The 25,930-nt window shown below is 61.6% G+C and carries 21 protein-coding genes and 2 pseudogenes; 12 read left to right on the top strand and 11 right to left on the bottom strand.

Annotation, left to right across the window (positions count from 1 at the left end):
* Nucleotide 1: 1 nt before the first annotated feature.
* The 9 genes and pseudogenes from QA635_RS34160 to QA635_RS41905 all read left to right on the top strand — a co-directional run bounded on the left by QA635_RS34160 (nt 2) and on the right by QA635_RS41905 (nt 11,703).
* Complete coding sequence (locus QA635_RS34160) at nt 2-289, top strand: ferredoxin (protein ID WP_172649343.1); 288 nt, start codon at nt 2-4, stop codon at nt 287-289.
* On the top strand, nt 276-1,121 hold the full coding sequence (locus QA635_RS34155) for an SDR family oxidoreductase (protein WP_283064086.1): 846 nt from the start codon (nt 276-278) through the stop codon (nt 1,119-1,121). The genes QA635_RS34160 and QA635_RS34155 overlap by 14 nt, the downstream gene beginning before the upstream one ends.
* A complete protein-coding gene (locus tag QA635_RS34150) occupies nt 1,121-2,464 on the top strand; it encodes a cytochrome P450 (protein WP_283064085.1) in 1,344 nt (447 codons plus the stop codon). Before QA635_RS34155 ends, QA635_RS34150 begins: the two co-directional genes overlap by 1 nt.
* Before the next feature lie 144 nt (nt 2,465-2,608).
* Complete coding sequence (locus tag QA635_RS34145) at nt 2,609-3,607, top strand: polyprenyl synthetase family protein (protein ID WP_283071980.1); 999 nt, start codon at nt 2,609-2,611, stop codon at nt 3,605-3,607.
* 260 nt (nt 3,608-3,867) lie between these two features.
* Nucleotides 3,868-5,418, top strand: a complete 1,551-nt coding sequence (locus tag QA635_RS34140) for a hypothetical protein (protein ID WP_283064084.1) — start codon at nt 3,868-3,870, stop codon at nt 5,416-5,418.
* The gene (locus QA635_RS34135) at nt 5,415-6,299 is read left to right on the top strand and encodes a terpene synthase family protein (protein ID WP_283064083.1); all 885 of its coding nucleotides are present in this window, start codon (nt 5,415-5,417) and stop codon (nt 6,297-6,299) included. The genes QA635_RS34140 and QA635_RS34135 overlap by 4 nt, the downstream gene beginning before the upstream one ends.
* A gap of 14 nt (nt 6,300-6,313) precedes the next feature.
* A pseudogene (locus QA635_RS34130) lies at nt 6,314-6,512 on the top strand (transposase); the annotation flags it as partial.
* Nucleotides 6,513-6,914: 402 nt separating this feature from the next.
* Nucleotides 6,915-11,426: a Ulp1 family isopeptidase gene (locus QA635_RS34125; protein ID WP_283064082.1), complete on the top strand. Its 4,512-nt coding sequence runs from the start codon at nt 6,915-6,917 to the stop codon at nt 11,424-11,426.
* Between the two features lie 94 nt (nt 11,427-11,520).
* Nucleotides 11,521-11,703 (top strand): IS66 family transposase, encoded by a 183-nt coding sequence (locus tag QA635_RS41905; protein WP_425249086.1) that lies wholly within the window; start codon nt 11,521-11,523, stop codon nt 11,701-11,703.
* On the opposite strand, the pseudogene QA635_RS34115 reads toward QA635_RS41905, so the two are convergent.
* From QA635_RS34115 to QA635_RS34085, 7 genes and pseudogenes are all read right to left on the bottom strand, one after another.
* A pseudogene (locus QA635_RS34115) lies at nt 11,670-11,842 on the bottom strand (IS630 family transposase); the annotation flags it as partial. The gene QA635_RS41905 and the pseudogene QA635_RS34115 overlap by 34 nt on opposite strands.
* Nucleotides 11,843-12,024: 182 nt before the next feature.
* Nucleotides 12,025-13,218, bottom strand: a complete 1,194-nt coding sequence (locus QA635_RS34110) for an amino acid aminotransferase (RefSeq protein WP_283064081.1) — start codon at nt 13,216-13,218, stop codon at nt 12,025-12,027.
* A gap of 917 nt (nt 13,219-14,135) precedes the next feature.
* Nucleotides 14,136-14,720 carry a hypothetical protein gene (locus tag QA635_RS34105; protein WP_283064080.1) on the bottom strand — a complete coding sequence of 195 codons (585 nt, stop codon included), beginning with the start codon at nt 14,718-14,720 and terminating at the stop codon, nt 14,136-14,138.
* Nucleotides 14,721-15,778: 1,058 nt separating this feature from the next.
* A complete protein-coding gene (locus QA635_RS34100) occupies nt 15,779-15,988 on the bottom strand; it encodes a hypothetical protein (RefSeq protein WP_283064079.1) in 210 nt (69 codons plus the stop codon).
* Nucleotides 15,989-16,221: 233 nt separating this feature from the next.
* A complete protein-coding gene (locus QA635_RS34095; RefSeq protein WP_283064078.1) occupies nt 16,222-16,641 on the bottom strand; it encodes a phasin family protein in 420 nt (139 codons plus the stop codon).
* A 402-nt stretch (nt 16,642-17,043) separates the two neighbouring features.
* On the bottom strand, nt 17,044-18,684 hold the full coding sequence (gene groL / locus QA635_RS34090) for a chaperonin GroEL (RefSeq protein WP_283064077.1): 1,641 nt from the start codon (nt 18,682-18,684) through the stop codon (nt 17,044-17,046).
* A gap of 69 nt (nt 18,685-18,753) precedes the next feature.
* Complete coding sequence (locus QA635_RS34085) at nt 18,754-19,068, bottom strand: co-chaperone GroES (RefSeq protein ID WP_283064076.1); 315 nt, start codon at nt 19,066-19,068, stop codon at nt 18,754-18,756.
* Between the two features lie 291 nt (nt 19,069-19,359).
* Between QA635_RS34085 and QA635_RS34080 the strand changes: the two genes are divergently transcribed.
* Nucleotides 19,360-19,656, top strand: coding sequence for a hypothetical protein (locus tag QA635_RS34080; RefSeq protein WP_137479446.1), 297 nt, complete (start codon nt 19,360-19,362; stop codon nt 19,654-19,656).
* A 1,152-nt stretch (nt 19,657-20,808) separates the two neighbouring features.
* Here the strand turns inward: QA635_RS34080 and QA635_RS34075 are convergent.
* From QA635_RS34075 to QA635_RS34060, 4 genes are all read right to left on the bottom strand, one after another.
* Nucleotides 20,809-20,979 carry a hypothetical protein gene (locus QA635_RS34075; protein ID WP_283064075.1) on the bottom strand — a complete coding sequence of 57 codons (171 nt, stop codon included), beginning with the start codon at nt 20,977-20,979 and terminating at the stop codon, nt 20,809-20,811.
* 512 nt (nt 20,980-21,491) lie between these two features.
* Nucleotides 21,492-22,076, bottom strand: a complete 585-nt coding sequence (locus QA635_RS34070; protein ID WP_283064074.1) for an anthranilate synthase component II — start codon at nt 22,074-22,076, stop codon at nt 21,492-21,494.
* Nucleotides 22,073-23,470, bottom strand: coding sequence for an aminodeoxychorismate synthase component I (gene pabB / locus QA635_RS34065; RefSeq protein WP_283071978.1), 1,398 nt, complete (start codon nt 23,468-23,470; stop codon nt 22,073-22,075). Before pabB ends, QA635_RS34070 begins: the two co-directional genes overlap by 4 nt.
* Nucleotides 23,471-23,583: 113 nt before the next feature.
* Nucleotides 23,584-23,943 carry a Dabb family protein gene (locus QA635_RS34060; RefSeq protein ID WP_283064073.1) on the bottom strand — a complete coding sequence of 120 codons (360 nt, stop codon included), beginning with the start codon at nt 23,941-23,943 and terminating at the stop codon, nt 23,584-23,586.
* Between QA635_RS34060 and QA635_RS34055 the strand changes: the two genes are divergently transcribed.
* Nucleotides 23,942-24,148, top strand: a complete 207-nt coding sequence (locus tag QA635_RS34055; protein WP_283064072.1) for a hypothetical protein — start codon at nt 23,942-23,944, stop codon at nt 24,146-24,148. The two genes, QA635_RS34060 and QA635_RS34055, sit on opposite strands and share 2 nt — an antisense overlap.
* A gap of 826 nt (nt 24,149-24,974) precedes the next feature.
* Entirely contained in the window at nt 24,975-25,652 is a 678-nt protein-coding gene (locus QA635_RS34050; protein ID WP_283064071.1) for a dethiobiotin synthase, read from the top strand.
* The last annotated feature ends 278 nt before the right edge of the window (nt 25,653-25,930 follow it).

Here is a 25,930-nt window from a genome sequence, read left to right as displayed (position 1 = left end):
GATGCGCGTCGTAGTCGACCAGGATCTGTGCGGGACCAGCGGGCAGTGCGTGCTGACGCTGCCGGGCACCTTTCGCCAGCGCGAACCGGACGGCGTGGCCGAAGTGTGCGTGGCGACGGTCCCGCAGGCGCTGCACGCCGCCGCAAGGCTCGCGGCTAGCCAGTGCCCGGTCGCCGCCATTCGGGTCATCGAAAGCGACGCTGGCGATGGCGAGCGCGCCAGCGCCGACCCGAGCGGCATGCCGCGAGAGACCAACGCCATCCCAGGAGGACACGATGGGACGGTTTGAAGACAAGGTGGCTGTGGTGACCGGCGCCGGCGCAGGTATCGGCAAGGCATGCGCCCTCGCTATCGCGCGCGAGGGAGGCAGAGTGGTGGTCGCCGACATTGATGGCTCGGCGGCCATCGCCTGCACCGCGCAAATTGCATCCGAAGCGGGCCGCGCGCTGGCCTCGGCCACCGACATCGCCGATGCGCACGCTGTGGCGGCGCTGTTCGAAAAGGCGGAGCGCCACTTCGGTGGGGTCGACCTGCTGGTGAACAACGCGAGCGCCATGCATCTGACTCCGCGCGACCGCGCGATCCTCGACCTGGACCTGGCGGTCTGGGATCAGACAATGGCGACCAATCTACGCGGCACGTTGCTCTGCTGCCGGCAGGCCATCCCACGGATGATCGCCCGCGGTGGTGGCGCGATCGTCAACATGTCGTCGTGCCAGGGGCTCAGCGGTGACACCGCGCAGACGTCCTATGCCGCATCGAAGGCGGCGATGAACATGCTGTCCGCCTCGCTCGCCACCCAGTACGGTCATGCGCAAATCCGCTGCAACGCGGTTGCGCCGGGTCTCATCATGACCGATCGTCTCCTCGCCAAGCTGGACGAGTGCACGCAACGGCATCTGCGCCGGCACCAGCTCCTGCCGCGCGTCGGCCGCCCCGACGACGTGGCCGCACTGGTGGCGTTCCTGCTCTCCGACGATGCTGCGTTCATCACCGGCCAGGTCGTGTGCATCGACGGCGGCATGCTGGCGCATGTGCCGACGTACGCCGACGGTGGCAACAGCCGCGCCGCGCGGCCTTCCGGCGAGACCGCCGAAGCGGACGCGGCGTCGCGCTGCTGATGGACATGCTGCTCAACCCGCTGAACCGTCGGCATCGGCTACGACACGACATCCCGATCGTGCCCGGCGCTTTTCCCTTGGTCGGTCATCTTCCCGCCGTCGTCTGCGACCTGCCGCGCCTGCTGCGGCGCGCGGAACGGACGCTGGGCAACCACTTCTGGCTGGATTTCGGCCCTGCCGGACACCTGATGACCAGTCTGGCTCCGGATGCTCTCGCACTGCTCCGGCACAAGGACGTGTCTTCGGCACTGATCGAAGACATCGCGCCCGAATTGTTCGGCGGAACATTGGTCGCCCAGGACGGCATCGCGCACCGGCAGGCGCGCGATGCGATCCAGGCGGCGCTTCTGCCCAAGGGGCTGACCCAGGCCGGCATCGGCGAGCTGTTCGCGCCCGTCATCCGGGCGCGCGTGCAGAGGTGGCGCGACCGCGGCGACGTAACCATCTTGCGCGAAACCGGCGATCTGATGCTCAAGCTGATCTTCAGTCTCATGGGAATCCCCGCGCAGGACCTGCCGGGATGGCGTCGCAAGTACCAGCAACTGCTGCAGTTGATCGTCGCGCCCCCGGTCGACCTGCCCGGACTGCCCTTGCGGCGCGGCCGCGCCGCCCGTGACTGGATCGATGCGCGGTTGCGCGAGTTCGTCCGCGCCGCGCGCGAACATGCCTCGCGCACCGGGTTGATCAACGACATGGTGAGCGCCTTCGATCGCAGCGACGATGCGCTTTCCGATGACGTCCTGGTCGCCAATATCCGCTTGCTGCTGCTTGGTGGTCACGACACCACCGCCTCGACGATGGCCTGGATGGTGATCGAGCTGGCGCGGCAGCCTGGGCTGTGGGACGCCCTGGTCGAGGAGGCGCAACGCGTGGGCGCGGTGCCGACCCGGCATGCGGACCTGGCGCAGTGTCCGGTCGCCGAGGCGCTGTTCCGCGAGACGCTGCGCGTGTATCCGGCGACGCCGCTCCTAGTGCGTCGCGCACTGCGTGAATTGCGACTCGGCCAATGGCGCATTCCCGCGGGAACCGATCTGTGCATCCCACTGCTGCATTTCTCGACCTCGGCGCTGCTGCACGAGGCGCCTGATCAGTTTCGGCTGGCGCGGTGGCTGCAACGCACCGAGCCAATCCGGCCGGTGGACATGCTGCAGTTCGGTACCGGCCCACACGTCTGCATGGGCTACCACCTGGCATGGCTGGAACTGGTGCAGTTCTGTATCGCCTTGGCGCTGACCATGCATGAGGCCGGGGTGCGACCGCGGTTGCTGAGCGGCGTCGAAAAAGGCCGGCGCTATTACCCGACCGCGCATCCCTCCATGACGATCCGCATCGGATTCTCATGAGCTGGCATCGCATGCCCCTGTGGCGAGACAGCGACGCGCGGCATTGCTGCACTCGGCGCGCGCGCTCGCTGCGACGCCGACAACACCCTGGCGGCGCGCCGCTCGCCGTGGCGGTTTCCTGTCAGGGACAAGAACATGAACAACATGCAGACCGGTTCCACGCCACAGGACGACAGAACTGATGATTCCGCGCCCGGCGGATCGGGCACGCAGGCGCGCGGCGCATCCGGCGCTCTGCTCCCCGAGATCTGGATGCAGGACGGCGCAAAGCGGGTCGAACTGGAGCTGGCGCGTCTTCTCTGCGCCGAACATGACGGTGAGACCGAGCTGATGGCGGCGATGCGCTACGCCACCTTGCATGGCGGGAAGCGTACCCGCGCCTTGCTCTGTCTGGCTGCCGGCGCACTGGCCGACACACCGGCGCACATGCTCGACGACGTCGCTGCCGCCATCGAGATGATGCACGCCTGTACCCTGGTCCACGACGATCTGCCCGCGATGGACGACGACGTGCTTCGCCGCGGCCTTCCGACCGTGCACGTCAAGTTCGGCGAAGCTACTGCGATCCTGGTCGGCGATGCGCTGCAGGCGCATGCCTTCCTGACCCTGGCGAGCCTGGATGCGCCGCCCGACAACCGTATCGCGCTCGTGCGCGAACTGGCGCAGGCGGTATCCGCCGAGGGTGCCGCAGGCGGGCAGGCCATCGATCTGTCGCTGGTTGGAAAGCACGTCGAGCTGGACAGGATCGTGGCGATGCACCGGATGAAGAGCGGAGCGCTAGTGCGCGCGTCCGTTCGCATGGGCGCGCTATGCGCAGTGGTGGATGATGCCGCGCACGCTGCGCTGTACTGTGCGCTCGATCACTACAGCGCCTGTTTCGGCCTGGCGCTGCAGGTGATCGACGACATTCTCGACGTGACAGCGGATACCGCGGCGCTGGGCAAGACCCCCGGCAAGGACGTGGCGGCGCAGAAGCCGACCTGCGCGTCGATCATGGGACTGCAGGCAGCACGCCAGTTCGCGCTGGATCTGTTGCGCGATGCCGGGGAGGCTATCACGCCGCTGGGGCCGCGTACGGAGCGGTTGGCGCAAATCCTACAGCGGGCCAACGCGTATCTGTTCAAGCACGCGCCCTCCGCATGAGCGAGCTCGTCCGCATGGCGTCGCCCCTGTGGCGTTGCGATCGGCCGGCGCCAGCGGTGCATGCTGCACCGTGTCCCAAGTCCGCGCCGCTGATCGCAGCGGTTGACCAGCATTACCGCGGCGCACGAGGCGCGCTGCGCGCAAGCCCGCGCGGCCGTCCGGCGCTGCACAGGCGCCGGGCCGCGACGGGCCTGCGGCGACGTGCGCGGCGTCTGCCCAATCCTGGTTCCCGTCAATCGTTTGCAGAAGGAACATCCCGCGTGAATGCGCTGTCCGAACAGATCCTTTCCGAATTGCGCCACCTGCTGAGCGAGATGAGCGATGGTGGCAGCGTCGGTCCGTCCGTCTACGACACGGCGCGAGCGCTGCGCTTCCACGGCAACGTCACCGGTCGGCAGGACGCATACGCGTGGCTCATCGCGCAGCAACAGGCCGACGGCGGTTGGGGAAGTACGGACTTCTCGCGGTTCCGCCACGCGCCCACATGGGCGGCGTTGCTGGCATTGCAGCGTGCCAATTCTCTTCCCGGCGTTGCCGACGCAGTCCAGGCTGCAACCCAGTTCCTCCAGCGCCAGCCCGATCCCTACGCGCATGCGGTGCCGGAAGATGCGCCCATCGGCGCGGAGCTGATCCTGCCGCAGCTTTGCGGCGAGGCCGCATCCTTGCTGGGCGACGTGGCGTTTCCGCGCCACCCGGCGCTGTTGCCGTTGCGGCAAGCGTGCCTGGTCAAGCTGGGGGCTGTGGCAACGCTGCCGAGCGGCCATCCGCTGCTGCACTCCTGGGAAGCCTGGGGGACGTCGCCGACCACCGCTTTCCCGGATGACGACGGCAGCATCGGCATCAGTCCGGCGGCCACCGCCGCATGGCGTGCGTACGCCGTGACACAGGCGAGCACGCCGCAGCTCGGGCGCGCCGATGCGTATCTGCAGATGGCATCGCGGGCGACGCGCAGCGGCATCGAAAGTGTCATTCCCAACGTCTGGCCGATCAATGTGTTCGAGCCATGCTGGTCGCTGTACACCCTGCATCTGGCCGGGCTGCTTGCGCATCCCGCGCTCGCCGAGGCGGTGCGCGTGATCGTCGCGCAGCTCGATGCCCGCCTGGGCGTGCGCGGTCTGGGCCCGGCCTTGCACTTTGCGGCCGATGCGGACGACACCGCCGTTGCGTTGTGCGTCCTGCGCCTTGCAGGCCGCGACCCGGCGGTCGATGCGTTGCGCCAATTCGAAATCGGCGAGCTGTTCGTCACTTTCCCCGGCGAGCGCAATGCCTCGGTGTCGACCAACATCCATGCCCTGCATGCGTTGCGACTGTTGGGAAAGCCCGCCGCGGGCATCAGCGCCTACGTCGAGGCCAATCGCAACCCGAACGGTCTGTGGGACAACGAAAAATGGCACGTTTCGTGGCTGTATCCCACCGCGCATGCGGTCGCTGCGCTGGCGCAAGGCAAAGTGCAGTGGCGCGATGAGCGCGCGCTGGCGGCGCTGCTGCTGGCGCAGCGCGACGACGGCGGCTGGGGCGCGGGGCGCGCGTCAACGTTCGAGGAAACCGCCTATGCGCTGTTCGCGTTGCACGTGATGAACGGGAGCGAAGAGCCGACAGGGCGCCGGCGCATCGCGCAGACAGTGGCGCGTGCGCTGGAGTGGATGCTCGCCCGCCATGCGGCGCACGCGTTGCCGCAGACGCCCCTGTGGATCGGCAAGGAACTGTATTGCCCAACTCGGGTCGTGCGCGTCGCCGAACTCGCCGGGTTATGGCTGGCGCTTCGTTGGGGACGGCGCATCCCGGCCGAGGAAGCAGGAGCGACGCCATGATCCAGACCGAACGCGCGCTGCAGCAGGTGCTGCAGTGGGGGCGTTCCCTGACCGGGTTCGCCGACGAGCATGCCGTGGAAGCGGTCAGGGGTGGCCAGTACATCCTGCAGAGCATCCACCTGAGCCTGCGCGAGATCAGCGCCCGCACCGGCCGCGATCCGCAGGACGAAACGCTGATCGTGGCATTCTATCGCGAACTGGCGCTGCTGTTCTGGCTCGACGATTGCAACGATCTTGGCCTGATCGCGCCGGGGCAACTCGCCGCGGTAGAGCAGGCGCTGGGGCAGGGCGCGCCGTGCGCGCTTCCCGGATTCGAAGGCTGCGCTGTGCTGCGCGCTTCGCTGGCCGCGCTCGCCTACGATTGTCGCGACTATGCTCAGCTTCTCGACGATACCCGGTGCTACTGCGCGGCGCTGCGCGCCGAACACGCGCAAGCGGCGGGGGCGGAGCGCTGGTCTTACACCGAGTACTTGCACAACGGCATCGATTCGATCGCCTACGCGAACGTGCTCTGTTGCCTGTCGTTGCTGTGGGGGCTGGACATGGCGACCTTGCGCGCGCGCCCGGCGTTTCGCCAGGTCCTGCGGCTCATCTCCGCGATAGGGCGCCTGCAGAACGACCTGCATGGACGCGACAAGGACAGGTCGGCCGGCGAGGCCTACAACGCGGCGATTCTCCTGCTGCAGCGCTATCCGGCTATGCCTGTGGTGGAGTTCCTCAACGACGAGCTCGCCGGCCTTACGCGCGTGCTGGACCGGGTGATGGCGAAAGAGCGCTTTCCCGCGCCCTGGGGAGCATTGATCGAGGCCATGGCGGCCATCCGCGCGCAGTACTACCAGACCTCGACCAGCCGCTACCGCGTCGACGCTGCTGGAGGCTAGCATGCGCCGGCTTCGTCAACGGCGAGATCAAGCGGCGGACCGAAGTGGTCGGCACTTTCCCAATGAGGACGCCATCACCCGTCTGGTCGGCGCGATCCTGCTCGAGCAGAACGACGGGTGGGGCGTCGAGCGTGGACGCTACATGACGCTGGAAACCATCGCAGCCCGTTGGGCGATGATCCCGCCGTCAGCCTTCCGGCTATCGCCAGCTGACCGATCCGGCCCATGCCGGCGAACGTGGTGACCCGCACTCAGCTACACCACGCCACGGGGCACGATCATACAAGAAGACTCAAGAACGCCCACAGAACCGTTCTTCGGAAGGTTCCCTATCGATTTCCGGCCATGGGGGCAGCCTGCGTGTCCGCTGCAGGAAGTTGGCGGCTCCGCGTCAGGTTCTCGACAGATATCGCACATAGAGCAGGGTTTCCAGAGGCGATCATAGCTGGCGATCGCTGCAAGAATACTGGAGCGCGCGGTCGGAGTGCTTGGACGCGGCATTTTGGGGCGTTCACGATAGTTTTCTGCTGGGTTCGATGCTGCCGAGTCGATTCCGTGGCAAATCACAGCCGACCTCAGGCTTCAAATTGGCCTATCGTCCGAAAGTGAGAACGAATGAAGTTCGAATCCACCAACTGGGTGCGTCAACAATCGGGCACCGCGGGCCCGCAAGATAGCTCACCGGCTCGGTCCACAGATGCGGCGGCCTTTGAGCAGCAGCTGAGCGAGATCGCTGTCCCGTCCGCTCCCGTGCTCATGCAGGTCCGCGCCCATCAAGCGGAGGCATCGCGATCTGAGGCGAATGCCGGAAAGGATGAGGCGGTGCTGGGCGCCGCAGCGCTCCAGACCGCTCAGTCAAATTGGGTCTTGGTAGGTCGCAGCAAGGATCCGCTTTATGGTAAGGATGCGCGCCTTATTTCCGGCCTTAAGCAGGCGCTCCTGGGAGCCGCCGAGAGCACCGCCACGAGCTACGTCGGTTATCTGCTCAGCTTGAGCCGCTGGCTCTTTGCAAAACACAAGCCGGGCATCGCTGATCGGCTTCATGACGAGTCGATGGATAAGGATGTCGAGGAGTTCATAACCAAAGGTGGGACGGCGAACGTCCGTTGGGCACTAGCTCATCTGCGGACCTCTCAATTGACGGGGGGAGTCGTACCGATCGCAGGCCGCCCTGACCTCACTCCTTATCCCAGGGACGGAACTCTCATCAAAGAATACAGACAGCAAGCAGTGGCGGCCGGAACTTCAGGTACCGCCAAAACCTATGCATCCATTCTCACGGATTTCAGCCACTACCTTCGTGCAAACAACAAACCTGGCATTGCTGCTCGGCTTCAGGACGAGAAATGGAACGAGGACGAACCGCTCAATGAAGAGATCACGCGCTACAAGGACGCCGGGGGCAACAAAAGTATCAACGCGGCACTTGATCATCTGCGTAATGGAGCGAGAAAACTCAACGGTCCGCCTTTTCATCCCGAAGACGCGCCCTTGATTTCCGGACTTGAAGAAGCACTCGTTAAGGCTGGGTACGAGGAGATCACCGTTAAGACGAATTATGTTCGTCCTCTTCGCAGATTCAGCCAGTGGCTCTTTGCAAAAAACGAGCCGGGAGTGGCTGCTCGGCTTAACGACGAATCGCTCAACAGCGACGCTGCGATCTTCGATCAAAGTCGCAGGCACCTCGTTCTTACCGCACTAGATCGTCTCCGCGCCTCTCAGTCGCCGGGCGGAGTCGCGTCAATCACTGCCCGGGCAGGAAGCATTGAGGCCGCGGCTAAGCAGGGCGGGTCGCAGCCCGCCTTCAGTTGGCCAACGGCGCTCGCTGAGGGGGATGATCGAGATTTATTCTTTGGGACGGTCGACGAAGCCGCTGCATCGTCGTGTCTTCAGCCACCGCGGCATGGCCCGGCATTGAATCCTACAGAGTCCCCTGATCCCGTGAACTGGCGCCACCAGGACGACGAGCTGACGGATGAACGTTACCGCAACATCCTCATGCCAGGCGAGCAGATTCCCGTCATGCGGGCGAGTGGGCACCCATCTCCGCCGCCTCCGCACGGTCAAGGCGGTGGAACGATGCTGAATGCCTCGGCGCTACCGCCCGGCCATGCAAAATTGGTTTTCGCAGGTAGCAGCCTGGATCCTGTTTATTGCGAAGATGCCTCTCTTATTGAGGGGCTGAGGCCGGCACTCATCAAAGCCGGGGCCTCCGAGAGCACGGTCGGTCGCAATCTACGTGGTCTCCTCAGCCTGGGGCATTGGCTCGTGAAGAACGACAAGCTGGGCATTGCTTCCCGGCTTTACGACAAGTCGCTGGACAAGGATGCCCAGGAGTTCGCCGAGAAGGAGGAGCAGGCCATCGCTACCCCACTGGATCATCTTCGAGCCTCCCAATCGCCGGGCGGCATCACGCCGTTTGCAAGCCGGGTTGAGCGGAATCCCTATCCCCAGGATGCGGATCTCATCAAAAGGTACAAGGAAGAAGCACCCCCAAGCACCGCCAACACCGCCAGGAGCTATGCAACTCTTCTTATCGATTTCAGTGATTACCTCCGTGAAAACGATAAGCCCGGCATTGCTGCCCGGCTTGGCCACGACTCGCTCGATGAAGATGTCAGTCGGTATAAGGAGGCGGACCCCCATGGCCGCAGAAAAGCCGGAGCCGCACTGGCTCATCTCCTGAGGTCGCCGGCGGGTGCTCGAGCGATCGAACTCCTGCGTCATATTCGTCCCCTTCCTGATCTCGATGACGCGGTTCGCGCCGAGACGAAGCCGACCCTCACCGCGACTGCGCAGCACAGCGGGTCGAACGAAGCTGTGAGCTGGCCAGAGACTCTGCCCGCGAACCAGCAGGATCTGCTTTTGGAGACGATGGACGGACCCAGCTCCTCGCCGTCTCCGCAGGGCGACGCGCTTGAGCGGCAGCTGATGCAAGCCCCATCCCATCAACTGGCGACGTCACCATCGCAGAGGCAAGCTCCGATGTCGTCGCCGGAGGAGCTGATCGGCGCGCAGCTTCCGGCCGAAGACGCGGAGCTCTTGGCGAGGTTTCGTGTAGACGCCGAGGGGCGCAAGCTCACCGAAGGGGCCATCAACAACAGTGTTTCCGGGCTTGGGACTTTTGTCCGCTGGGTCAACGCAAGTCATAGGGGCCCTGTAGCTTCTCGGCTGCGAGATGGTTCATCGCTCGATGAGGAAATAGCGAAGTACAGGAGCTTGGGCCGTGACCCCCAGAACCGCATTAGATCGGCTCTGGATCATCTCCGGCGGCTGCTGCGTGGGGGTGAAGACGTGGAAGCACCCGAACCCCGCGTCCTCGGTGCCCCCCGTCGCCTAGTTCCTCATCCAGAAGATGCGCCCCTCATCGAGGGCGCGCTGAACCAAGCTCTGAAAGATCTTAAAACTCCGACTGCGAAGCTGAGGCAGTCTGCGCAACAGCGGGCGAGGCGTCTTCGTGCGCTGAGTGCGTGGCTGAGAGGGAATGGCAAAGGGAGCATCGTCGGGCGGCTAAACGGCTCCAGCAGGCAGCAGTTATCCCTCGACAATGACGTGGTAGCATTCCAGCGGACTGGAGGCAGAGTACACGGTCCCGATTTGTCGCATCTTCGCAGCTATTTGACACTCATCGAGGCAAACCGAGAGCTGGGGCTGCCAGGCCCTGAGCAGCCGAGCTCGCCGGCCGCGCTGGGCGATCGGTTTTCCGGCTCTTCGCAGGATCTTGCCTCAACGCCGGCCAGCCTAAGCGCTGGAGCTTGGGTTTGGTTGAGTGAACAGCTGCAAGAACCAGGATCACCATCCAGGCCCGCGTCAAATGCTAAGGGCAGGCTTGAGCCATTTGTTGATCTGAATGCGCCAGCGCCGTCCGAGTTGCGCTACGATGCTCATTTTGCGCCAGCCGATCCTGCCAGGGTTCGCTCAGACACCTACGCTGGTCTTGAGCCATTTGCTGATCTGATTGCGCCAACGCCGTCCGAGTTGCGGGACGATGCTCACTTTGCGCCGGCCGATCCTTCCAAGGTTCGCTCAGACACCTACGCTGGTCTTGAGCCATTTGTTGATCTGAATGCGCCAACGCCGTCCGAGTTGCGGGACGATGCTCACTTTGCGCCGGCCGATCCTGCCAGGGTTCGCTCAGACACCTACGCTGGTCTTGAGCCATTTGTTGATCTGAATGCGCCAGCGCCGTCCGAGTTGCGGGACGATGCTCACTTTGCGCCAGCCGATCCTGCCAGGGTTCGTTCAGACACCTACGCTGGTCTTGAGCCATTTGTTGATCTAAATGCGCCAGCGCCGTCCGAGTTGCGCGAGGATGCTCACTTTGCGCCGGCCGCTCCTGCCAGGGTTCGCTCAGACGCCTACGCTGGTTCTGTATCATTTGTTGGTCGGGATGCGCCCAGACCGCAAGTTATTGATCTCAATCCGCCCACGCTGCCGGAGCTGCATGATGATGCTCGTTATGCGCCTTTCCCGCGCACATCCGCCGATGCTCAGATCGGGGCTATGGATCCGACCGACTCCTCCTACGGCCGCAGTAAACTAGAGCTCGGCGCCAAGGAATGGCTGGGCGACAAGCATATCAACAGGGATTACGAGCTCCTGGCGGAGGAGTTGCGGAGGGGCCGTCCGGAACTCGCCGCCCTGACGCAGTTCGTGGACCCCCTGATAGCTCACTATCATCTGCGCTTCGGCGCCGAGCCCGACATGCTCCGCGCGTTCCAGCGCATCGTCTACGATCCAAATGGTTATGATACGGCCGACTTTCTGTTCCTGCCAGTGAACGACGCTATGGATCCTAATCGCCTCGGCACGCACTGGTCGCTGCTGTTCCTTGATCGCCACACGCGAGGAGAGCCGGTTGCCTATCACTACGACTCTGTCCGGGGACACAACCATGAGGCGGCAACGCAGCTCGCACGACGGCTGCGCGCCCGCCTGGAGTCACCCAACATGGCCCAGCAGCGGAATAGCTATGATTGCGGCGTCTTTGTGGTGGACGGCACGCGGGCGTTGGTTCGACGATTGGCCCAAGGAGAGCGGCCAGCGCACGAGCCGCTGCACCTTGACAACCTCGTCGCCAATCGGCGGTCCCTCCAGATTCGACTGGCTCATCCCGGCTTGGGCTAATGGAGCTGGCTGGAGTGGCTCTCCCGGACACTACACCGGGGGGCTCGCCCGAGCGAGCCGCCTGTTTGGCCGCGGAAGCCGAAGCCCAGGGGCCTTGCTAATCGAGAAGCTCAAACTCACGATCAAGAAGCTCCGCCACGAGCAGTTCGGACAGTCCTCCGAGCGAAGCGCATTGCTGGAGCAGCTCGAGCTGAAACTCGCCAACGTGGAGGAGACCGCGGCGCAAGCTAGAGCATTCGCCGATCATGTTGCAGCGTATCCTGCGGCGATGAAGTAGTTGCGGCATTCGGTTGCTATGAAGCGATCAATGATGCCACCTTCGCGGTCCAGAGGCCTTCGACGGTTCGTTTTGCGGCCTGACGCAAGAGCGCTTTGAGCTTGGCAAAGGCATTCTCGATCGGATTAAAGTCAGGCGTACGCACCCGGCGACGGCCCTGGTCAGGTCGCTTTGGGCGGATCGCCGATTGCGATTAGGCGGCGTGAGCGATGCGCGGAGGGCGCCAGTTCCAAGGCAGGAGTTCGTGGATATGCCTGGAGGGATGATCTGGCAGGCGGGCCAGTAGGGAATCGAACCTTTGACGGCGGTCTGAGGCCTCTATCAAGGTCCATCTCCCCGTGCGGAACTCACAGCCCCCTTGATCGCGCTTGCGACACGCGCCACATCGGTGCGCTTCAAGCCGGCGACGTTGATGCGGCCAGATGTCGGCATGTAGATGCCGTGCTTTTCCCTTAGTTTCAGCACCTCGGTCTGAGAGAGCGGCAGAATGGAAAACATGCCCTCTTGCGAGCCGATGGCGACGGCATTCGACCATCTTCCTCCCAATGCGTCGGCGAAAGATTTTCGCAACGCGAGGAGGCGATGACGCATCGATTCCAACTCTTCACGCCAGTCCCGGCATAGTTCGGGGGAGCTGAGGATGGTCTTCACGATTGCGGCGCCGTGATCGGGCGGCATTGAGTAGCTGGCGCGGGCGATAGCAACAAGATTGGACCGAGCAGTCTCTGAAGCTGATTGCAAAGACGCGACCGCAAACACCGCGCCCGTACGCTCGCGATATAGTCCAAATGATTTCGAGCAGGACACCGCGATAAGCGCCTCTGGAACGGCAGAAATTATCGAACGAAGCACGGCGACGTCTTCGTCGAGCCCGGCACCGAAACCCTGATAGGCAAGATCAATCAAAGGCGTAAGCCCGCGCGCAGCGATCATCGCGGTGATCCGGCGCCAGTCGTCCGCCGTCAGCACAGCGCCGCTCGGGTTGTGACAACAAGCATGGAGCAAAACTGAGTCGCCGGGCCCGGCCTGTTGTAATGCATTCATCATGCTGTCAACTAAGATGGTCTGCGAGGCAACATCAAAGAATGGATAAGTCTCGACCGGGAGACCGGCACCCGAGAAAATTCCTGCATGATTCGGCCAACTCGGTTGACCTAGCCAGATCTTACTCCTTCCGGTCCCGCGAATCAGCTCGGCGGCGAGCCGCAACGCACCCGAGCCACCGGGTGTCTGCACACCAGAGGCGTGGATGGTTGCCGTATGCCCGCCAACCAACGACCACAAAAGATCAAGGAATGTTTGATCACCCTCCGGCGCCACGTACGCCTTGGTGTTCTGGGTCTCGCAAATCAGATGCTCGGCAGCCTTTACGGCACGAAAGATCGGCGAATGACCGGCCTCGTCGCGATAGATGCCGACCCCAAGGTCGATCTTGTCTTGTCGGGGATCTGCGTCAAAGAGCCCAATCAGCGCAAGCAGGGGATCGTTGGGTTTACGGCTTAGTGTTTCAAACATTGTCGGCTTTCTTGATCGAGCGGAAACCGGCCGCATTTGACCGGATGGTTGGCTGCGTTCAGAAGTCAGAGAGTCGCGGCTCAAAGTCACGCGTCGTAGTCGCGCAAGCACTCCTTGGCGCGACGTCCGCTTTGCAGGACGAAATTTCCGACTTCTGGCCACCAAGCGCCCGCGGACGACGACGGCCTGGCTCGCGACGGGCCAGCTCGCGATGGCTCACCACGCATGAGTTCGGGTTCAAGGTGTTGCCCAATCGAATAGCTGCCGAAATCGGAAGCTTCCGCAGCTCGGGATGGCCCTGACCGCGATGGCGCGGGTGCGATCTCCTGCCAAATCCGATCCTGGTCGCAATCGGGGGCTTCGGCCAGCGCCTGCAATGCGCTCAGCTCATGCTCAAAGCCCGCTGAATCGGAGGACGGTGGTGCGTCGGGCCGTGGGCTCGTGTTCGCTGGGTCTGTTGGGTTGAAATCCATCCTGTCTATCCTCTCAAATGACGGAGCCGCTCGAGCCCTCGTTCGACGAAGGTCGTTCGTGTTGCGACCTGCGGAGAACTTTCAAAGGCTCGCGTTGAGCGCCGGCCTCCGAGTTACCGCCGAAATGGTGCCAACCTGCTTCCGTTCGAGCATCGAGTATCCCGAAAGGTGCACGTCCACTGCGTTCGCCGGGCGGCATCGCCGTCCAGGCATCCGCGCTTTCATGGTGTGGCGCTCAGCTTTCCAGAAGCTGACGGGCAGACGGATTTCGGATTTAGGCCGGTAAGACTAGACTGATTTTCGTGGTAAACTGCACAGTGCCACGGGTGAGTAGGCTGGGGAATTCTCGCCACCAGCGCCGGGTCACCGGAGGCGGTCGTCCCGCCCCCGGTTCCCAGAACGTGGCGTACGGATTTCCCGTACCGACGCTCTTCGACAGTTGGGTCACAGCGCTGCAAGCGCCTGCAGCTCTCCATAAGGGAGGCGTAGCCTTCCGCCACTGGCATGCACGGCGCCAATATCGGTATGTTGCACTCGATCGATTGTAAGAATCGATTTGTTGCACACTTCAATCCCTGACCGCCTAGGGTCGAGCAACGATGGCCGACCTGGCACAGGTTTGCGCCGCACGTAGCGGCGCCGATGAATACCCCGCTGCTCACCCTGTTTCCAACCATCGCCGAGCTCGCGGGCAAAGCTCGCCAAGTCGCTTTGCACCGGCGCGACAGCTATCGTTAGCTTTCCAGCCCGCTGATCAACGCGCTTGCCCAGCTCATTTTGAGAGTCCCGCGTCTGTGCCAGCAATGCCACCGGATCAGGCGTGCGGTAAATCTCCCGCAGCCGACGTTTGAGTGCCTCATCGAGCCGCGGGTAAGCCAATGCTCCCCTATGGGAGTTGAATCGGTTGGTGTTGGATGATCGCCTCCTCAAGACTCTTACAAATAGAATATCAAAGGCCTTCTCGAATTGCTCTTCTTGCCCGGTGGCTTTCTTGTCATATTGAATGTGAGGTGCGGGTACTTCTTTCATCTTCGCATCATCCGCTTGAAAAGATCGCGCGAGACGTCGGAAGATGCTGGATATGCACGAAATACCTCGCGCGAACGCGACTTGTAGATGGCTATCAGATCCTGCAGCATCGGCTCAAGCAAATACGGTACAAATCGTACGTAGATCCATCTGGCTCAACGGGACCGCGTCTTCTCTGAGAAGCTCCAACGATACGCCTGCCTATCAAGATCAACCTTTGAGCTGTCGATTCCGTGTATATTTACTTCTTGCAGGCTAAGTGGACTTCGCAGTGCCGTTGCCCTTGGCGCTGCTGCCTTGGCGGCGGCCCTATCGTGCTCTCTGCGCGGCAGGGCCGCTCGCCTGGGTGCTAGCTGCGCCCTTGATGTTGAGGTCAAGCTGCTGATCAACGGCGCGCGACGCACTCAATCGCTTCCCGACGCCCGAGTCCTGTGGCCCTCACTGTTGAGAAGTAAGCCCCAGGGTGGTCGCCATCCTCGTGGTCACGATGGCGCATTCGCGTTTCACCTCGATCAAAGGGCAGTTGCAGAATCGCGCTCTATCTTATTTGCCCGACTTCTGGCGCGAAGCCATCATCACAGTGCGGGCACACGTCTCCGAGCCGCGACCTTCCGCATTCTTCGCAAAAAACTGTTCCGCAGTTCGGACATTTATGAATAGCATCGTCAGAGCCGCTGTTCCCGCAACGGGGACATTTTAAAAAATAGTGCGTTCCCAGCCTTTCCACCATGGCCTGCGCGATCTCGACCCGACTGATGCTGCACGAATTGAGGTGTGTGCCCTATGCGCGCTGATACAATGGCAACATTGAGGGCTTCGCTCTCACTAGCACGGTACGCGACGAACGAACTATCTCGCTTCTTACCCGAGTGGGCTCTCCAGGCTTCAAATCGGCACGTTTCGTACAAAGGGCCATGCTGTTCCGTTCGATTAAAAACGCTTGATGGATACTCTCGCAATCACAACGATCGACATCCCTGGCGCTAAAGCTGCATGGGAGACTTTTCAGCGCGGGAACCGCTACTTGACTGTCGATGACATTGCGCCATCGAATGCGGCTACTTGACGCCGGTGCTGAGGGGGCAGATTGGCTGGAAGTTGCGCGCGTTGTTCGCCGCGAGCCTCACGGCGGCGTGCAGCGCCTGCGGGACCGTCGCCACGCACCACTTCGGCCGCGTCGTCCGGTTCGCGCTGGCGAAATTCTTCGGGATCACCACGCCACCCAATTCGATGTCGCGCTGGGCGATACGCGGAATGGAGCTGAACATCGCGGGCGCGTCGCACGGCGTTTTTGCCGCTGTCGCACCCGGACGGACTCAAAGAAAACGGCCCCGGCGGGGCAAGCCAGGGCCGTCAACTTGGAAGGTGCGTCAGCCAAGTGGGGTCAAGGAAGACGCGAAAACAATTGTAGCGATCAACCGACCTCATGTTCAACTATATCAAGGTTTAGAGCCGGCGCGGAGCCGTAAGCCGCCTGTGGCCGCCGGCCTGCCGTCCTTCCTCAGGCGGCGTGATGGAGAGCCCTGTCGACGTGCTTCTTGACTTGCCCGCGCATGTCTGTCGCAAGCCTCTGGCCGAGCTCCCACAATTCCTTGTTCTGGTCGAAGGCCTTGCGGGCTCGCTCGGTGGACAAGGTCAAGACCTCGGACGCCGACCCGCTGCCAAGCAGATGGGCGAACAAATCGAACGCGAAGGCGGTATTGGCGTGAGAGATTTCGAGCACCTTGAGCCCGCAATCGGTCGCGACGCCCGCGTTGCGCGAGTATGTTTCGCTCAACGCCTCGGTCATCTGTTCAGAGGCTGTGCGCGCGTGAGCAAGGCTCTCCACAGCTAGATCGCTGACCACTCCGGGCAATGCGATCTTCGGGAAACCCAACAACGGCATTCCGAAGATGTTCGTGCCGTTCACCGTGACTTTCATTTCACTTTTACTCAAGGCGCAGTCCCCTTCTCGCGCGAAAGCATTCCTCGCAACGCTTGCATGCGTCACGCCAGCGCTGACGCTCCGTGTTCGATTCTGAGTTTTGGGTGAGCTTCGATCCCGCCCCGACACTACTCTGCCGGGCGAAGGCGCGACTGTCGGTTCGGTTTGCGACTCTCGCGGTGAATATTTTGAAATTGTCAAATCAAGCCAACGTATATTTATGGAGAGAGTTGTGCATAATGTGCGTGCTGCGAGCAGCGGAAGGATCCTGTATCGGCGTGAGGTTGTGCGAAGCATCATCGGCATTGGCCGCGCTACGCCGGGGCAGTTTGCGCGCAAACAAAAACCCGGGCATCGCTGCCGGGGTTTTGCATTTCCTGGATCGCTTGAGCGCGGACTTTAGAAGTCCATGCCGCCCATGCCACCGCCCGGAGGCGTCGCGGGGCCGCCGGCGTTCTTCTTCGGCAGCTCGGCAACCATCGCTTCCGTGGTGATCAGGAGCGCGGCCACGGAGGCGGCGTTCTGGATCGCGGTGCGCACGACCTTGGTCGGATCGATGATGCCCTTGCTGACGAGATTGACGTACTCGCCGGTCTGACTGTCGAAGCCGAACGGGTACTGATCCTTCTCCAGGATCTTGCCGACAATGACGGAACCGTCTTCACCGGCGTTGATCGCGATCTGGCGGGCCGGAGCCGACAGCGCCTTGCGCACGATCTCGACGCCGGTCTTCTGGTCGTCGTTCTTGGTGCGGATGCCCTTGAGGTGTTCGGAGGCTCGGAGCAGGGCGACGCCGCCGCCCGGCAGGATGCCTTCCTCGACGGCCGCGCGGGTCGCGTGCATCGCGTCATCCACGCGATCCTTGCGCTCCTTCACCTCGACTTCGGTCGCGCCGCCGACGCGGATCACCGCGACACCGCCTGCGAGCTTGGCAAGACGCTCCTGCAGCTTCTCACGGTCGTAGTCCGAGGTGGTCTCCTCGATCTGCGCCTTGATCTGGGCAACGCGGGCGTCGATGTCGGCCTTCTTGCCACTTCCGTTGACGATCGTGGTGTTCTCCTTGTCGATCATCACCTTCTTGGCGCGGCCGAGCATCTGCAGCGTGACGTTCTCGAGCTTGATGCCGAGGTCCTCCGAGATGGCCTGGCCGCCGGTCAGGATCGCGATGTCCTGCAGCATGGCCTTGCGGCGATCGCCGAAGCCCGGAGCCTTGACGGCCGCGACCTTCAGGCCGCCACGCAGACGGTTGACGACGAGGGTGGCGAGGGCTTCGCCTTCGACGTCTTCGGCGACGATGACCAGCGGCTTGCCGGTCTGCACCACGGCCTCGAGCAGCGGCAGCAGCTCGTTCAGCGAGGAGAGCTTCTTTTCGTATATCAAGATGTAGGCGTCGTCCATCTCAGCGCGCATCTTGTCGGCGTTGGTGACGAAGTAGGGCGAGATGTAGCCGCGGTCGAACTGCATGCCCTCGACGACGTCGAGCTCGGTCTCGAGCGACTTGGCTTCCTCGACCGTGATCACACCCTCGTTGCCGACCTTCTTCATGGCGTCGGCGAGGAACTTGCCAATCTCGGCATCGCCGTTGGCCGAAATGGTGCCGACCTGGGCGATCTCCTCGTTCGAGGTGACCTTCTTCGAGTTCTTCTGGAGGTCCGCAACGACGGCTTCGACCGCGAGGTCGATACCGCGCTTCAGGTCCATCGGGTTCATGCCGGCGGCAACCGATTTGGCGCCTTCACGGACGATCGCCGCAGCCAGCACGGTCGCGGTGGTGGTGCCGTCGCCGGCAGCATCCGCCGCCTTCGACGCCACCTCCCGCACCATCTGGGCACCCATGTTCTCGAACTTGTCCTCGAGCTCGATCTCCTTGGCGACGGCAACGCCGTCCTTGGTGATGCGGGGCGCGCCGAACGACTTCTCGAGCACCACGTTGCGGCCCTTCGGACCGAGGGTGACCTTCACCGCGTTGGCGAGGATGTCCACGCCACGCAGCATGCGATCGCGGGCATCGACGCCCAGTTTGACCTCTTTAGCTGACATATTTTCCTCCTTGATTTGAAATTCGTCTCTCACCTGCGAGGCAGGGATGAGCGTTTGCGGCGGTCAGAGTTAGGCCGCCTTCCTGGAGCCGGCGACGCCGGTGAGAACGCCCATGATGTCGCTCTCCTTCATGATCAGAAGCTCCTGGTCGTCGATCTTGACCTCGGTGCCCGACCACTTGCCGAACAGGACACGGTCGCCGACCTTGACGTCGATGGGGATCAGCTTGCCAGCTTCATCGCGGCCGCCCGGGCCAACGGCGATGACTTCGCCCTGCGAGGGCTTTTCCTTGGCACTGTCCGGAATGATGATGCCGCCAGCAGTCTTCTCTTCGGCGTCGATACGCTTGACCACGACGCGGTCGTGAAGCGGACGGAATTTCATGCGATCCTCCTTGGCTTTTGTGATTATTGCTGGATTGGCAGTCGCAATGAGCGAGTGCTCACCGCTTCTCACATAAGTCTGTGACACTCCGGCGCAAGGGCTTCGACCCATGTCGCCTGTTCGCCCTTGGTGTCTGAACCGTGCCCCTCACTTTGGCGCGGCTGTTTTGGGGGGATCGGACGTGGCTGCGGGCATACTAAATCGACGCACCAACGCGGAAGTAGGTCCTAGTCCAGCACAGGCCCAATATGCTTTGATGCGCCGGTTAGGACTGAGACGCATGGGTGGCTGATGTACATCTTCATTCGAAAGTACACCAAGGTTCGTTCGGTTGCGGATGCTGCTCGCCGCGCCAAAAGCGGCATCGGTCAGATCCTAAGGGAATCGCACGGGTTCAGATCTTATTACGTATTGGATGGGGGCGATGGCGTCGGTGTCGCCGTGATGATATTCGAGGACCGCGAAAGCGCCAATGCTGCGAACGATAAAGTGCTGGATTTCGTTCAAGCAAGCCTGCATGACCTTAATCTTGGAGACCCCGAAATCATCGCCGGGGAAGTTTTGGTGAAGATAGAATCTGATGCGTAAGTCTTTCGCGCGTCGGTTGTCGCGAGAGGACCGGACTTCTCTGTGTGCGGTCCTCTACCGTTGCTTGTGACCCGAAGCCGCGACGGAGCGCAGTTTGTGGTTCCCACTGGTGGAAATGGACATACAACAACTGGCAGTGGCGCGAGTCGATCGGATACTAGGTCTATTTCAGCTTCGATTTTCAGAAGATCAATCCGCGTCGATCCAGGCCGCGCTCGGGGACCAGGTATATTGAATTCCTGGAGCTATTCACCAACCGTTCGGACGTGTCGCACTCTCCGATCGGTCGGCACGTGTGCAGCACCTCAACCTTGTCGTCCTGGCAGTCCGGGCAGGGGTCCTTCATTGGAGGTGCGGAAACTGTGGACTGTTGCAAGAGACTGTCCGGATCGCTTTTGGAACGCTCCTTTAGCAGCATGAATGCGCGCTCCTGGTCTGCCTGATCTTCCGAAATAAGGAGAGGGTAGATCGTCGTATACACGTCCTGGGGAACGATCATCTCGCCCACGCCAGGTACGTCTATGATTGCGGGTGCCGTCAGACCAGCAAGCGCCGGGATGCCTATCGTACGCCCGTGAAGCCTCACGAACCGCTCTGGGGCTCGGCGGGCCGGATTAGCGTAGACCGGATTGCGTGGCACATAGATTGGCCGATACGCGCTCGGCCTTCTGTACAGACTGGGAGCGGCATACCTAGGACGAGCGAAGTGCACCTTAGGTGCGTAGACCCGCGCCGCTGGTGCAGCCCGGTAAACGGGCGCGTATCGCATTGCAGGAGCCGCCCGATACGAACCGCCGGACCTTATGCCGCCACCGTAGGAATGGCCCCCGCCGGCTCTCGCAAAACATGGCGTTGACGCTACCGCCGCGGACAGCGCCGCAGCGACCAGCAAAAACCTTTTCATATCAATCGTCCTGAAAACAGCTTTTCTCAAAGAGCGACAATGTTCCGCAACCTGCGGGCGAGTTCAAGTGGCTATTTGGTCTTAGCCTTTAGCCCAAGCTCAACCGGCCGGCGGATGGCCTCGGATGGCCGGCATCGGCTTGATGAGGGGCTGGGATGCGCGCGGGGACGTATCCCCCGGCGTCCTGCTAAAGCGGCCGCCTCAGAAGCCGCCGAGCCGCGCGTCCTGGAGAGCCACCCACGCTAATATCAACTCTGAGTTTCCGCGCCGCGATTCAGTTCACGATTAATGCGATCCTTGACCCGACGGACCGCAAGAAGCTGCAATCGCGTTTGGGTCTTGCCACTGATCGTCTTGCCATCGATCTTGAAACTGTAGCGCCATTCGCCCGGCAATGCTTCCCGAATGCTGAATTGCACGCCTCTGTGTTGCATAAACTACTTCGACCCCAATAACACGCGTTGCTTCTGTCCGGCTTCACGTCCGTCGAGTGCAGATCTATCATTCCTCGATCATGAAGACGTTGCCAGATACCGAAGAGGACCGCCGGTCCTACGGGACCGGCGGCCAAGTCAAGGGAGGAAACGCCCGTGAGGGCAGCGGTAGCAAGACCTACCGCACGGCACCGCCAATCTCTTGGCGGATCTCGAATAAGCGTCCTTGCGGCCAGACTACAGATGACCCGCCCCTCCATCGAATGGAGGTCGTGTGAAGAGGTCTGCGCAAATGCAGGCCCCAAGTAATTCAATTGAGACTGCACGAAAAGAAAAACTTGAGTACGGGGCGTACCAACCGAGCTCTTTCGTGCCTTCTTGTCACATCTTCACAGGGGCAGGCCCGCACAACGTTGCGCTGAACTGGTGTCATCAGGCCGCAGCTCGCCATTCCGGTTCTGCGAACTAGCTATCAGGCGCGCGATAAAGTCTCCAATTCAAGCTCGGAAACTGTCTGCCAATCGCAAGAAATTCTTGAGCAGCACGTCACCTTGTTCCGAAAGGACGGACTCCGGATGAAATTGTACGCCATAGGTTGGATGATGCCGATGGGCCAAGGCCATAATCTCCCCTTCGCTTGACCGGGCGGTCACCTGGAGATGCGGTATGTCCGGCTCATCGAGTTCGACCGCCAGAGAATGGTAACGCCCAACAGAAAGCGGAGACGGGAGTTGTTTGAACAAGTCTCGGCCGTCATGGGTTATGTGTGAGGCCCGGCCGTGCATGGGACAACGTGCACGTACGATGCGTCCGCCGAAGGCGCTCGCAATACACTGGTGCCCAAGGCAGACGCCAAGAATTGGGACACGACCCGAAAATTCATGGACGGTGGCAGTGGATATGCCGGCCTCCGTTGGCGTGCAGGGACCGGGCGAGATGACGATTGCACGCGGCTTGAGCGCTCCGAGTTCGCCGAAGCTGATTGCGTCATTGCGGATTACTTCCGTATCGGCGCCAAGCTTGCGGAAATAGCGCGCAATGTTGAAGACAAAGGAGTCGTAATTGTCGATGATGACAATCAAGGAGCACCGGATCGATCGGCAACAAAGGCGTCGAAGATCCGCTGTGCCTTGGCAAGCGTCTCGTCATATTCGGCTTCGGGATTCGACATCGCCGTTATTCCGCCACCTGCGTGAAACACGGCCAGGTCGTCGTCGATCATCACAGTGCGGATCGCAATGTTGGTGTCCATGTGTCCATTGAATCCGATGAAGCCGATCGCCCCGCAATAGACGTCTCGAGCCACTCCCTCGATGTCCGCAATGATTTCCATTGCCCGCACCTTGGGAGCGCCGGTTACGGAGCCGCCCGGAAAACAGGCGCGAAGCAGACTGACAGCGTCCTGGCCCGCAGCAAGCGTGCCTCTGACGATCGAGACGAGGTGGTGCACTGAGGCATAGGATTCGAGGTTGCATAGTGCCGTAACCTCGACCGAATGGTCTGTACAGGCTCGTGACAGATCGTTGCGCACCAGGTCGACGATCATGATGTTTTCGGCGCGGTCCTTTTCGGATCCGACAAGAAGTTCGGCGCGGCGCTGATCTTCCGCTGGATCAGCGGAGCGTGCGATTGTGCCCTTGATGGGCCGCGTTTCGACAACGTGTCGACCGTCAAGTTTCAGAAATCGCTCAGGGGAGCTTGATGCAATCGTCAGCTTGTCGTAGCGCAAAAGTGCTGCAAAGGGCGCAGGGTTCAATGACCGGAGCTGACAGTAGAAGGTGAGCGGGTCGAACAAAGGCGACACCCTGGCGCTGAAACGTTGCGCGATGTTCGCCTGGAATATCTCCCCCGCCAGAATCAACTCGATGACGCGCTGGACCGCAGTTATGAAGCCTTCACGGCTGAAGTTCGAATTCCAGGCGCCTGTCGTGCTGGGGATTATAATCCGCGGCAACCTTGGCCTGGCAAGCAGCGCTTCAAACTCGTCGGCCCGACGACGGGCGCGCTCGGCTCGTCGAACGGGGTCCTGCTCCGGCCATCCGGTCGAGACGATCCAGCACCTGTGGTCCCGGTGATCGAAGCTGACGACCACATCATAGAAATGCAGAATCGATTGAGGTAACCGGAGACCGGGGATTGACGGGGCCGGGAGCTGCTCCAGTGTTCGGTTCAGATCATAACCAAGGAAGCCGGCAGCGCCGCCCTGGAACGGCGGGAGATCGGGGCGATGCACTTCCCGGTATCTGGCGAGCAGGTCGCGGAGGACGGCCCATGGATCACCCGCAAGGGCCGTTCCATTCCAGCTTGCCTGTCCATCGGCGACCAAATAGGTGCTGAACGGTTCGCAGGTCAGATATGAGTAACGGCCAAGCAGCTCATGTCCTGCCGCGCTATCAAGAAAGGTAAGCTGCGGCCTCTGCGCAAGGCATCGCAGCGCTTTGACAGGCTCGATCCATTGCAACTCGCGGACGTGCATACGGCTATTGGTTTCCGACCAGCAGACTGTGAAGCCGGCTCCGACCATGGTCGCGTGGAAAATAAGGGTTGTTTCCGTCCGACGCGTACAAAGCCTCGAGGCTGACCATCACGCTAGCCTCGGCCAGCTGATCGGTTGCGTCGAGCGACCTGGCTTGACCCTGCCGTTCCTGCGAAATGCACATCTGTTGAAAGCTCGTAGTCAGCGGCAAACCGCAGCTCCCGAAGTGGCCGGACGCACCGGATCGCTTCTCGGTACAAATCGTGCGTTTTGTACGCAGCGAGTTCCGCCTCGCTGTCGAACTCGCCGTACACGACGACATCGATCTCATCGCCGAGCTGATCGCTCTTGCGGTTGCGCGCAATCTCGAGCCGACGTGCATGCGGGATCGAGGTGAGAACCGATAGGCCTTCGATGATCTGGTCGATCCCGGCCTTATCCCTGGCTGTGAAGAAGACAATGTGACGGATCATGATGGCCGCAAACGTGACGCCGCAACTTGCGCGTTCTTATATCGTGATCAAGCTCAGCGCAATGCTGGAAAGCGCTGCGCAGGAGGCGCGCCTGCGCGACGCGCCGACCCTGCAGCAGAAGCTTGCAGAACTTCTGCCTGAGCAGGACGCGGGTGTTGGCCGATGCCCAATTCCTTGGCGTGGCGTACGAACAGGTGAGGCTTGATCGACGTGGCGTGTTCTGAACGTTTTCAGAACCGGCGACATTCGTGATCCGGGATGCCAGGCAGGCGTTGGTATGCGCGAGTCGCTAATACCAATCTATAAGTTGTCGTCGATCCTTGCGGGCAAGCAGCCGCGTCGTCGCGCAGGATGCCGGCAGGACTTTACGAAAAGCGAGCCTGACAACTCTTCTGAATTGCCTGGGCATTGTGCTTCGATCAAGGCGTGGTCGATGCGCACCAAAATAGCCGGAGGTGTGCTTGAGCGCCATACGCGACCACTGCGAGCTCATCCACAATGTATTTTATTGTTATAGTTTCATCAGGAACAGCAGGGCAGATGATTGCGGCGGTTCAAGTTTAGCGGAAGGAAATGACACCAAAACAAGGCGAACTCGGTCGTCAATCGTATGGTTGTCGTTCGAAGCGTACTGTTCTGCATCTATCAGGATACACACTCTGCCGAACGCTACTGCCTTCGTCCGATCTGGACAGTTTTTGTGCGCCGACAACAATCTTAACCTGTCACAACCCATGAAACGCAACTCTGGGAAGGCGCCATGGCACGCAAATTTCTATGGTTCAACGCTGTCAGTCGGCATACGGACAAGGAGCGATGTCGCAGCAAACGCGATAGGTATCTTGCATAAAGCTCTGCTCGATTCTTTGGGCGTCCGGTTTATGCGCCGATCGTAAGCCACCGATTTCCCAGGTGTAGGACCGGTCTCGACTGGCACATCATTTGCGAATCTCACTGACATTGAATGTCGTGGAGGATGAGTTGCGTACAATGCTGGATACTCTGGTCGAGGAGGCAACAGGTCAAGCTCGATGAACCAGCTGCGGATTGTAGTGGCCGGTACAGGCACCGGGATCGGAAAGACGGTCTTCTGCGCGGGGCTCGTCCATCTCCTCGGCGCAAATTTCTGGAAACCGATTCAGGCTGGCCTGGAAGGAGAGACAGACGCCGAGCGCGTCGCCCGGCTTGGCAGTGTTCCATCCGACCGCATCGTGCCTGAGCGTTATCGCCTTCAAACAGCCGTTTCGCCCCACTGCGCCGCGGAGGTTGACGATGTCCGGATCGACACGGACTCGCTCGAGGTGCCGGACATCGGCGCGCAGCCGCTCGTCATCGAGGGGACCGGCGGACTCATGGAGCCGCTGACTTGCGGTACGCTTTACATTGACCTCTTCGAGAGATGGCGACTCCCTGTCGTGCTCTGCGCGAGCACGGCTCCGGGGACGGTCAATTGCTCACTGCTCTCCATAGAGGCTCTCCGAAGACGCCAGATAGATATGCTCGGAATCGTCTTCGTCGGCGAAAAGAATCCGGATGCTGTGAGAGCGATTTGCGAGATTGGCCGGGTGCGGTGGTTGGGGCGACTGCCCTGGATTGCTCCCTTGACAGCAGACACGCTGCAAGCTGGGTTCAAGGCCTCCTTCCGTCGCGATGATTTCACCATGGGGCTAAAGAAGCAGTCCTCGACCTGGCGCGCAACGCGCCGTTGAAAATGAGGTGGATCGTGGCATGCGCTCGACCTGCGGCAACGATGTCCCCCGGAATCCTGGCCGCATGCACGCAAGAGCGACCAGGGCAGCAGCGACGGCTCGCCCGGCGCCCTGAAGTCAGTGGCAGAGCACGGACGTCCATCAATCAACTATCGAGCCTGGTAGTTTCGAGGCGCGACCCTCCATATAGTCTGAGCGCATCAAGACGAGTGGAAATGCTTCCGGGATAAGGAAGCAGTTCCAATGTCCGCCACCAGCAAGAGAGACAACTTCAGACA

It is taken from the genome of Bradyrhizobium brasilense (assembly GCF_029714345.1).
Taxonomy (GTDB): Bacteria; Pseudomonadota; Alphaproteobacteria; order Rhizobiales; family Xanthobacteraceae; genus Bradyrhizobium; species Bradyrhizobium australafricanum.
Note: the sequence above shows the minus strand (reverse complement) of the source record. Positions and strands in the feature narration are given on the sequence as shown.

Coding starts and splice junctions, on each gene's coding strand:
- QA635_RS34100 (WP_283064079.1), bottom strand. CDS start 15,988: ATGTTCAGCTCCATTCCGCGTATCGCCCAGCGCGACATCGAATTGGGT.
- QA635_RS34050 (WP_283064071.1), top strand. CDS start 24,975: ATGAACCAGCTGCGGATTGTAGTGGCCGGTACAGGCACCGGGATCGGA.
- QA635_RS34135 (WP_283064083.1), top strand. CDS start 5,415: ATGATCCAGACCGAACGCGCGCTGCAGCAGGTGCTGCAGTGGGGGCGT.
- QA635_RS34145 (WP_283071980.1), top strand. CDS start 2,609: ATGCAGACCGGTTCCACGCCACAGGACGACAGAACTGATGATTCCGCG.
- QA635_RS34095 (WP_283064078.1), bottom strand. CDS start 16,641: ATGAAAGTCACGGTGAACGGCACGAACATCTTCGGAATGCCGTTGTTG.
- pabB (WP_283071978.1), bottom strand. CDS start 23,470: ATGCACGTCCGCGAGTTGCAATGGATCGAGCCTGTCAAAGCGCTGCGA.
- QA635_RS34080 (WP_137479446.1), top strand. CDS start 19,360: ATGTACATCTTCATTCGAAAGTACACCAAGGTTCGTTCGGTTGCGGAT.
- QA635_RS34085 (WP_283064076.1), bottom strand. CDS start 19,068: ATGAAATTCCGTCCGCTTCACGACCGCGTCGTGGTCAAGCGTATCGAC.
- QA635_RS34125 (WP_283064082.1), top strand. CDS start 6,915: ATGAAGTTCGAATCCACCAACTGGGTGCGTCAACAATCGGGCACCGCG.
- QA635_RS34055 (WP_283064072.1), top strand. CDS start 23,942: ATGATGGCCGCAAACGTGACGCCGCAACTTGCGCGTTCTTATATCGTG.
- QA635_RS34150 (WP_283064085.1), top strand. CDS start 1,121: ATGGACATGCTGCTCAACCCGCTGAACCGTCGGCATCGGCTACGACAC.
- QA635_RS34105 (WP_283064080.1), bottom strand. CDS start 14,720: ATGAAAGAAGTACCCGCACCTCACATTCAATATGACAAGAAAGCCACC.
- QA635_RS34060 (WP_283064073.1), bottom strand. CDS start 23,943: ATGATCCGTCACATTGTCTTCTTCACAGCCAGGGATAAGGCCGGGATC.
- QA635_RS34110 (WP_283064081.1), bottom strand. CDS start 13,218: ATGTTTGAAACACTAAGCCGTAAACCCAACGATCCCCTGCTTGCGCTG.
- QA635_RS34160 (WP_172649343.1), top strand. CDS start 2: ATGCGCGTCGTAGTCGACCAGGATCTGTGCGGGACCAGCGGGCAGTGC.
- QA635_RS34155 (WP_283064086.1), top strand. CDS start 276: ATGGGACGGTTTGAAGACAAGGTGGCTGTGGTGACCGGCGCCGGCGCA.
- groL (WP_283064077.1), bottom strand. CDS start 18,684: ATGTCAGCTAAAGAGGTCAAACTGGGCGTCGATGCCCGCGATCGCATG.